Source organism: Chromobacterium indicum (assembly GCF_039708975.1).
Classification (GTDB): Bacteria; Pseudomonadota; Gammaproteobacteria; order Burkholderiales; family Chromobacteriaceae; genus Chromobacterium; species Chromobacterium piscinae.
On record NZ_JAYFSJ010000007.1, the window covers coordinates 292,115 to 300,893 of the forward strand.

Here is an 8,779-nt window from a genome sequence, read left to right on the forward strand (position 1 = left end):
TCAAGACTCCTTGATGCGCCGAGCCGCCAGCGCCTTGAACAGGCGCAGGATGGCGAAGGAGAAGATCAGCACCGCCAGCGCGGACAGCGCCGCCAGCAATAGCGGATGGGCCGACAGGAACAGCCAGACCCAGGTCCACAGCGGCAGGCTGCCGACGTAATACACCGGCCCCAATTGCTGGCTGTCGATATTGTCGCCGCGGATCAGCACCGCGCTGCCGGCCATCTGCGCCACCTTGCCGTCGTCCGACAGCGCGCCGGTGGCGGCGCTCATCGCGTCCGGTTCGCTGCCGGTGACGATCACCACGCTGCGGCCGCGGGCCAGCGGCGACTCCAGGCCCAGTATCGCCCCTAATCTTCCCTTGGCGGAAAAGTCAGCCTGGCCGCTGACGCGGCCGCCGCCCGACAAGCCAAGCGCCGGCTCCTGGGACAAGGCGTTGCCTTTCCCTTCCGCCACTTTGCGTTCGCTCCCCTCCAGAGTGGTGGGCAGCTTGTCGCGCCAGACCTTGAGCAGCCCCAGATTGCGGGCATTGCCGACCACCAGCAGATCCTTGTTTTTGATGCTGTCCAGCCCGCCCTCGTCTACCAGCCGGTAACGCAGCGCCGGGTAGCCGGTGGATTGCCCCATATTGCCCATCACATTGAGAAAAGCGCCGACATCCTGCTGCGCCGGCTGCCTGGGCAACACCACCGCGGTGTCCGACAAATCGGCCATGCGGGTGAAGGGGTAGCCGGACGTGGCGAACAAGCCCAGATTCGGCAGCGCCGCGTAATGCGGATAGGCGCTGAAATCGATGGTGGAGTCCGGATCGATCGCCGCGCGGTTGCCATCCGCCAGGTTGTTGGCGCACTCGCCCTGTTTTTCCGCCGCGAACACGTACTGGAACTGCATCTCGTTGCGGCTGCCGACGCGGAACGGCGGCAGCAGGATGCGGTCGATATTGCTGAGCAGGCCATTATCCAGCACCGGCAGGCGCAAGCTGGTCTGGGTGCTGCCCAGTCCGCTGGCGTTGAGGTTCAGGCTTTGCACGAACAACTCATTGATGCCGATGTTCAAACGGGATCCGGCGGACTGCTGCTGGCCGGTGTAACGGAATTTCAGATCCAGCGGAATGCCGCGGCTGCCCCAGGTGAACAGATCCCCCGGCACGCGGAAGGACACGCGTATCGGCGCCGGCTGCTGGCCCGTGGCCTGCAGATCGCGCGGATTGTCCACCAGCTCGCCCAGTTTGGTGGGCCGATCCGGCCGCACCCAGTTCGGCGCGTCGTACGGTTGGCGCGGCGCGTCCAGCTTCATTCCGCGCACCGTCACCTGGGCCCCGCTCATCCCGGCCTGGCCCAGCACCAGCGCGTCGGTGGCCAGCTGCAGGTCTTTGTCGTCGCGGCCCAGGATCAGCAGCAGCTTGCGCTCCGGCCGCTCCGGGTGCGGCATGATGCTGATGGTGGGCGCCGACACCGGCGGCAGCTTGGCCAGAAAGTCCGGCCGCTGCGCGTTGGTTGCGTAAACGACGGCGTGCTGCGCGGCCGGCAAGCTGTTGAACGCGGCGGTGTAGCGCACGCCGCGCCACCCGGCCTGGGCGCCGAACCACGACGCCAGCTCGCCCGCGGCCTGCAGCGCGGCTGTCGAAGGACGCGCGGCGAACGCGAACGGCAGCTTCAGCGGCGAAAAATCGCGCCTGTCGAAGAACGGCTCGGGAAAATAGCCGAGGTCGTTGGCGAAGGGCAGCGCCTGCACCGTCAGCTGCAATTCGCTGGTATTGCTGATTTCCGCCCACAGGCTGCTGTGGGTTTCGTCCTCGCAGCGATTGGTGTAATGGCCGATCAAGCGGAACTTCAGCTGGTTGAAATTCGCCAGCAGCCGCGGGTCCAGCGGCAGAGTCAGCTGCTGCGGCTTGCCGCCCTGCTCTTTCGGCAAGGCCAGCACCGACACCACCTCGTCGTTGAGCAGCACCTGCACATGCGACAGATCGGCCAGCATCGCCGGCGAGAATGTGTAGCGCAGACGCAGCGCCAGGCCGGTGATCACTTCATCGCCGCGGCTGCCGAAGCCTACGCTCGCCAGGCTGTTGTCGCCGCGCATTTTCAGCGGGTAGCCGGCGCCCATCTGCTTGAAGCTGAGCGTGCGGGTGGAAACCAGCGCCGCCGATGCGGCCGGCTCGGACGCAGATATTTTTTCTTCGGCTTTGAGCGGCGGCGTCTGCGCCGCCAGCAACAGTCCGGTCAGGAATATCGACAGAGGTTTTCTCGGCATGCGCATGGTCATTTGCTGTCCCGATAGATATGCGGCTGCCGCGGCAGCAGGCTGCCCAGCCAGCTCCAGAAGCCCATCCAGCGGCCGCTGCGGACGGTGAACGGCAAAGCCGCCTGCAGCAGCAACTGCCACAGGCTGCGGCCGCCCATGCGCCAGATGTCCCAGGCGCCGCCCAAGGGCGTGCCCTCATGCTCGCGCTCGGCGGTTCGCTGCCAGGCGTCGGGACGGCCGAAGGTGCATTGCACCAGCGCCATCTCGTCCTCCAGGCTCAGGCCGACGAAGCGCACGCTCAAACGGCCGTCCTTGGAGAACACCAGTCGGCATGGCAGCGCGTGACTGCGGCCGCCGCATCGCATCGACACCGTCAACTCGGCGTTCTGCTTCAGCCTCAAATGCAAACCTTCCGGCAGCGCCAGCGCCATGCCGCCCTCGGAGTAATCCAAGGTATGGCAGGGATAGACCTTGCCATCCGGCAGATGCAGCGACACCGGCAGCCGGCTCTGCACCCGATGCGACACCCGCACCTGGCGCAGTTCGCGCGCCACCGCCAGCGCCACGCCAAGCAGCAGCGTGTTGTAAGCCACCCAGCACAGGTTCACCACCACGGTGCCGACCTCGTCGGCGGGACCGGTCCAGGCCCGATAGACGCCGAACCCCACGCCTAGCAGATTCAGCGCCAACAACACCAGGTAAGGCTTGGTGATGCTCCAGTCGACATGGTCCTCTTCCACCACCCCGCCCTTGGCGGTGACGTTGAACTTACCCAGACCGGGAAACAACAGCGCCACAGTCGTGGGCAGCGTGATGTACCAGGCCAGCACCGTCTCGTAGACCTCGCCCCAGAACGAGCGGCGGAACTCGCCATGCATCCGGGAATTGGACATCACCGAGAACACCATGTGCGGCACCACATACAGCACCAGTCCGAGCGCCGGCGCGTAAATGGTATAGGCATGAAACAGCAGGAAGGCCAAGGGCGCGGTGAGGAAAACCAGACGCGGGATGCCGTACAGAAAGTGCATCATCGCGTTCAGGTAACAGAAGCGCTGGCCCAGCGTCAGCCCCCTGCCCAGCATGGGGTTGTCGCTGCGGAAAATCTGCGCCATGCCCCGCGCCCATCGGATGCGCTGGCCGACGTGGGCGGACAAGCTCTCGGTGGCCAAGCCCGCCGCCTGCACCATATTGATATAGGCCGAGCGATAGCCGCGCCGATGCATTTTCAAGGAGGTGTGCGCGTCCTCGGTGACGGTTTCCACTGCGATGCCGCCCACCGACAACAGCGCTTCGCGCCGCAGCACCGCGCATGAGCCGCAGAAAAAGGAGGCGTTCCACAAATCGTTGCCGTCCTGCACTCGGCCGTAGAACAACTCGCCCTCATTGGGCACCTCGCCGCGGGTGTCCAGGTTGCGTTCGAACGGATCGTCGGAGAAGAAATGGTGCGGCGTCTGCACCAGCGCCAGCTTGTCGTCCTTGAGAAAGCCGCCCATCGTGTTGTGCAAAAAAGAGCGGGTGGGAATGTGGTCGCAATCGAAGATGGCGACGAAGCTGGCGTCGGTGACGCCCAGCGCGTGATTGATGTTGCCGGCCTTGGCGTGCTTGTGCTCGCGGCGGACGATGTAGCCGACGCCCGCCTGTTTGGCGAATTCGCGGATCTCGTCGCGCGTGCCGTCATCCAGGATGTGCACCCGCAGCTTGCCGGGCGGCCAGTCCATGCTCATCGCCGCGAACACGGTGGGCTTCAGCACCCGCAGCGGCTCGTTGTAAATGGGGATGAACACGTCCACGCTGGGCCAGAGCGCGGCATCGGCAGGCAGCGGCACCACCTCGCGCTCGAGCATCCAGGACGACTGGAAAAAGCCCAGCAACAGCACCAGCCAGGCATACAACTCGGCACTCAGCAAAATCAGCCCGGCGATCAGATTAGGCCAGCTGTCGTCATTGATGGTGGACGTCGCGCGCCACCAGATGTAGCGGGTGGAAACCGCGATGGAAAACACCATCAGAATCAATGTCGGCACCGGGCCGGGAATGCGCTTCACCCATAAGGCCAGCAACAGCAGCACCACAGTGAACACCGCTTGCGAATACTCGTCGAATGGCGTGGTCACCAGCATCACGCCCAACAAAGCCGCCGCCAGATAGCAAGCCGCGCGGACGGCGGCGCTCCGCCACCAGGCATGCTCGGCGACGCCCTCTACCGAGACTCGCAAACGGACGGGATCGAACGCCTGCGGAAAGCGCGCCTCCAGCCAGAAACCGACGCGGCGGCGCCAGCCGGCGGCCGCGGCCAAAGCGCGACGGCAAAGCCCAAGCCAGTAAGGCCAGGATCCCGTCCTTCCCGCTCGCCGCGCGAAAGGCGGCTTGACCAGAGACAGCCAAGCCAGCTGCAACAAGATCCGCACCGGATCGCCCGGCCGGGGCCGGGAGAAATCGACCTGCGGAAAATACTGCCGCGCCCTGTCGCTCCAGGCGGCCCAGCCCCGGGAAGGCGTGACGATGAACAAGGACAGCAGCAGCAAGGCGAAGCGCGGCGCATCGGCCGGATGCAGCAAACGCAACCGCACGCCCCACTCCGGCCAACCCGCCGCCGACCGTTTCATGAGACGCGCCCCCCTGCATCCAGCCGCACCGACAGCCAGGCCGCCAATTGGCGCAAATCGTCGGCGGCCTGGCTTTCCGGCGCGTAATCGAACAAGGGCTGCTGGCTGGCGAAGGCTTCCCTCACCGCCTCGTCGCGATGAATGGGCAATGGCGCCAGCCGCGGGCCCAGCGCTTCGCGCAGCATCGCCTCGGCATCGTTGTCCAGCCGCCGCAGCGGATTGAACTGATTGATGACGAACAAGACGCGTTCCGGCCGCAAGCCGCTGGCTGCCAGTTCCGCCTCCGTCATCTCCAGCAGCGCGCAAACGGCGGGCTCGGCCGACAGCGCCACCAGCGCGTGGCTGGCGGCGTTCAAGCCCTGCCGCCGTTCGGCCACGCCTATCGCCGGCAAATCCAGCACGGTGCGCTGCCCGGCCCGCTTCTCCAGCAACGCCAGCTCTTCGCGCAGCCAGTGGTCCTCCGGCCCGGCCTGGCCGCTATCCAGCGCCGCCCGGCCATGCGGCACCAGCATCAGGTGATGATTGCCCACCTCCCAGGCGGCGCGCATCCAGTCGGCGCCGGCATCCAGCCGGCCGCGCCAGCCATCGCTCTCCTCCCGGGCCATGCCGAAGTGCAGACGCAGCATGTTCTGCCGGCACAGGTCCATCGCCAGCACCGGCCTTTGCTGCCGCTGCCACAACAGGGCCAGCGACGCGGCCACTGTCGTCGCGCCGCAGCCGCCCTTCACGCCGCATACCGCCAAAATCGCCATGCTTCGCCTCGCCCAAAACCGTATCGCCGGCTGTTTCGCCCACCTCGACGCCCGGGCCCGCTCCTGATGATGGCGAGCCTGGCGGAGCGAGAGGATGCGAAAAGGGAAATATATTGATGAATATAGTATGGATGCGTTTTTCGGCTCGGCGGCTCATTGCTGCGGCGGAACGAGCGCCCGCCATGGACAGGCGAATTGGGCGGCAGCCACGGATGGGATGCTGACGACGGATGGAAGAAGTCGGGAATGGACGTCATCCATGCGCAGCGCGGACAAATGCCGCGCATGGATTCTCATGGATATCTTGCGAAGACAGCTCTGGTGAGCGGGCAAGTCCAGCCTGGCGAGCGCCAGGCAGGCTTGCCCGCGCCGCTCAATGCGCGGACGCTTTCGAGAACAGATTGATCACCGCCACGCCGGCGATGATCAGCCCCATGCCGGCCACTGCGGCCAGGTCCAGTTTCTGGCCGTACAGCAGCCAGGCGATCAGCGACACCAGCACGATGCCGATGCCGGACCACAGCGCGTAGGCGACGCCCACCGGAATATGGCGCAAGGTTTGCGACAACAGATAGAAGGCCAATATATAGCCGCCTGCGGTGAGTACGGACGGCCACAGCCGGGTAAAGCCATCGGAGGCCTTCAAGGCGGAGGTGGCCACCACCTCGGACAGGATGGCCCCCATCAGGAACAGCCAGACTTTCATCAATCACTCCACAGCGGCCGACAGACTCCGGCGGGCGACGAAACGCTCGCGCAGATGGTCGTACAGCCAGTTGAACACATAGGTATAGGGCAGGAAAAAGACAAAGAAGCCCAGGTCCAGCAGGAAAGCCTGCCAGTAGCTGCTGTTCAGCCACCAGGCTGCCAGCGGCACCAGCAACACCACCAATCCGCCCTCGAAGCCCAGCGCGTGCAGACAGCGCACGCCGGCGGTGCGACGCCACTGGAAGCGGCGCTCTACGCGCTCGAACAGCGCGTTGAACACCATATTCCACAACATGGCCGCCGTCGACATCATCAACGCCAACGCGCCCATATGCAGCATGTCTTTCTGCATGACCAGCGCCGCCAGCGGCACCAGCAGAGCCATCGCGCAAGCCTCGTACAGCACGGCGTGCAGCACCCGCTCGCCCAGTTTCTTGTTTGTCGTTTGCATTGACTTCTCCCTAATGCTGAAATTCAATGCTTGGCATTATGATTGGGTTTCCGGATACTATAAAAATACCATCCATCGGTTAAACCGATATGACTATTTCCGTCGACGCGCTCTCCGCCTTCGTCTACGCCGCCGATCTCGGCTCCTTCTCCGCCGCCGCCCGGCGGCTGGGCAAAAGCCAATCCACCGTCAGCGAGGCCATCGCCAATCTGGAGATCGACCTAGGCAACCCCCTGTTCGACCGAGGCACCCGAACGCCCACCCTGACCCCGGCCGGCCGGCTGCTGCTGCCGCAAGCGCGCCAAATCATGACCGCCAGCCAGGACATGCAGCGGCAGGCGGAACAGCTGAGCGCCGGCGTGGAAAGCCGGCTCACCATCGTGCTGTCCGACACCTTCCAGTCCGAGACGCTGGAAAACGTCGCCTGCCGGCTGGAGGAACGCTACCCGCTGCTGGAGCTGGAATGCCTTGCGGGGGAACAGGAAGACGTGCTGGACCTGATCTTGTCCGGCCGAGCGCAGCTGGGCCTGGTAGGCGCGCTGGACCGCTACCCGCCGGATATCCGCCACCAGCGCCAGCGCGAGGCCAGCGAGCTGGCGCTGTACGCCGCATACCGGCATCCGTTGGTGGAAATGGACCGCGTCGACGAACAGCAACTCGCCCTGCACCGCCAGCTGCGGCTCAACACCTACAACGACAAGAGCCCCGTCCACACCGGCCAACGGCAATGGTACGCGCCCAGCTACCTGATGCTGCTGGACATGGCGCGCTTAGGCGTGGGCTGGGCCGAGCTGCCGTGCTGGCTGGTGAAAAGCTTTGGCGGCGGCGAGCTGAAACAGTTGGATGTGGCCGGCTGGCCCAAACGGATGCCGGTGGACTTGGTATGGGCCGCCCACCGCCCACTTGGCGCGGCGGCGGGATGGCTGCTGCGGCAACTGGCCGGCGGAGAGAGTTGGTCCAAGACGGACTAGAGGGTCACGGCGCGTTGGCCTCCATCGTCTCGCGCTCGTCCCGGCATTGCGCCTTGTTGGCGTAAATCACCCACTCGTCGTCCTTGCCGTGACGGCAAGTCAGCAATGGTTTGACCGGGCCGCCAAAGCCGCTGCCGCCATTCTCACAGGTTTGAAAGCGCCGCAAATCCGCCTTGCCTATCTTTCGGCAAGGGGTAGCGCCATACCAGTCGAATCCATAAGCGCCATCCGGCAAGACAGGCGTCCCCGCCGCCTGCGCCATGCATGATCCCATCAAGGCGACGCCGGCCATCATCATCCATCTCGTCATTTTCTTCTCCTTTTGTCTTGTCCCGCTCTTGGCGGGCCATCCATGAAATGACTCGCCACTATCTCACGGCCACGGTCGGCAATGCCTGTCCGAAAGAGTGGCGCAGACCAGCCCGCGCCCACATCCCGCCTATTCTAGCAAGCGCCAATCCGCCAAATAACGCGACTCTTCCCGCAAGGAGAAAACAGATGAGCTCACCCGTCGTGACGGTGAAAAACCATTCCAGCCGCGCCATATACATCGACAGCGATCCAAACTGGGACGATCAGGAACTATTGCTGGACGACAAGCCGCTGCGGCGCGGCTTTGCGCTGCAACCGGACCGCGCGGCCCGGATCAGCGTGGACTGGAGCGGCCCCGGCAACGCCTACATGATGGGCGTGATTTTCGCCGATGGCCCGGACTACGACTACGGCGGCGACGGTTTCTACCAGCTGACCATAGGCCAGGACGAAGACAGCGGCCTGCTGGATGTGACGGATGGCGGCGGCGAAGCCAAGATCGCCTACTCCATCAGTCAGCAGGCGCCCTGGAGCATGACCATGGACTTCGCCGACAGCTGACGCAAAAAAAGCCGGCCCACCCGGGCCGGCTTGTCCTGCATCGCGTCTTCCGCGCTACGCCGGCGCCAGCGCCGGACTCCAGCCCTGCGGGATCGCCCCCAGCAGCTTCTTGGTGTAGCCGTCCCGCGGCTCGCGGTAGATCACGTCCGCGTCCGCCTGCTCCACCACCCGCCC

The 8,779-nt window shown here is 65.1% G+C and carries 8 protein-coding genes; 2 read left to right on the forward strand and 6 right to left on the reverse strand.

The annotated features are described in order from the left end of the window. From bcsB to VA599_RS11870, 5 genes are all read right to left on the reverse strand, one after another. Window positions 1-2,250, reverse strand: a complete 2,250-nt coding sequence (gene bcsB, locus VA599_RS11850) for a cellulose biosynthesis cyclic di-GMP-binding regulatory protein BcsB (protein ID WP_346788716.1) — start codon at window positions 2,248-2,250, stop codon at window positions 1-3. A gap of 8 nt (window positions 2,251-2,258) precedes the next feature. Then, window positions 2,259-4,850 (reverse strand): UDP-forming cellulose synthase catalytic subunit, encoded by a 2,592-nt coding sequence (bcsA, locus tag VA599_RS11855; protein ID WP_346788717.1) that lies wholly within the window; start codon window positions 4,848-4,850, stop codon window positions 2,259-2,261. Beyond that, window positions 4,847-5,602, reverse strand: coding sequence for a cellulose biosynthesis protein BcsQ (bcsQ, locus tag VA599_RS11860; protein ID WP_021474863.1), 756 nt, complete (start codon window positions 5,600-5,602; stop codon window positions 4,847-4,849). The genes bcsA and bcsQ overlap by 4 nt, the downstream gene beginning before the upstream one ends. A 373-nt stretch (window positions 5,603-5,975) precedes the next feature. Continuing rightward, window positions 5,976-6,308, reverse strand: coding sequence for an SMR family transporter (locus tag VA599_RS11865; RefSeq protein WP_346788718.1), 333 nt, complete (start codon window positions 6,306-6,308; stop codon window positions 5,976-5,978). A gap of 3 nt (window positions 6,309-6,311) precedes the next feature. Next, complete coding sequence (locus tag VA599_RS11870; protein WP_021474861.1) at window positions 6,312-6,761, reverse strand: multidrug/biocide efflux PACE transporter; 450 nt, start codon at window positions 6,759-6,761, stop codon at window positions 6,312-6,314. A gap of 89 nt (window positions 6,762-6,850) precedes the next feature. Here VA599_RS11870 and VA599_RS11875 point away from each other — a divergent pair, with 89 nt between their 5' ends. Then, complete coding sequence (locus VA599_RS11875) at window positions 6,851-7,732, forward strand: LysR family transcriptional regulator (protein WP_346788719.1); 882 nt, start codon at window positions 6,851-6,853, stop codon at window positions 7,730-7,732. A gap of 4 nt (window positions 7,733-7,736) precedes the next feature. Here the strand turns inward: VA599_RS11875 and VA599_RS11880 are convergent, their stop codons facing one another. Beyond that, on the reverse strand, window positions 7,737-8,042 hold the full coding sequence (locus VA599_RS11880) for a hypothetical protein (protein ID WP_346788720.1): 306 nt from the start codon (window positions 8,040-8,042) through the stop codon (window positions 7,737-7,739). 188 nt (window positions 8,043-8,230) lie between these two features. Here VA599_RS11880 and VA599_RS11885 point away from each other — a divergent pair, with 188 nt between their 5' ends. Then, a complete protein-coding gene (locus VA599_RS11885) occupies window positions 8,231-8,605 on the forward strand; it encodes a hypothetical protein (RefSeq protein ID WP_346788721.1) in 375 nt (124 codons plus the stop codon). The last annotated feature ends 174 nt before the right edge of the window (window positions 8,606-8,779 follow it).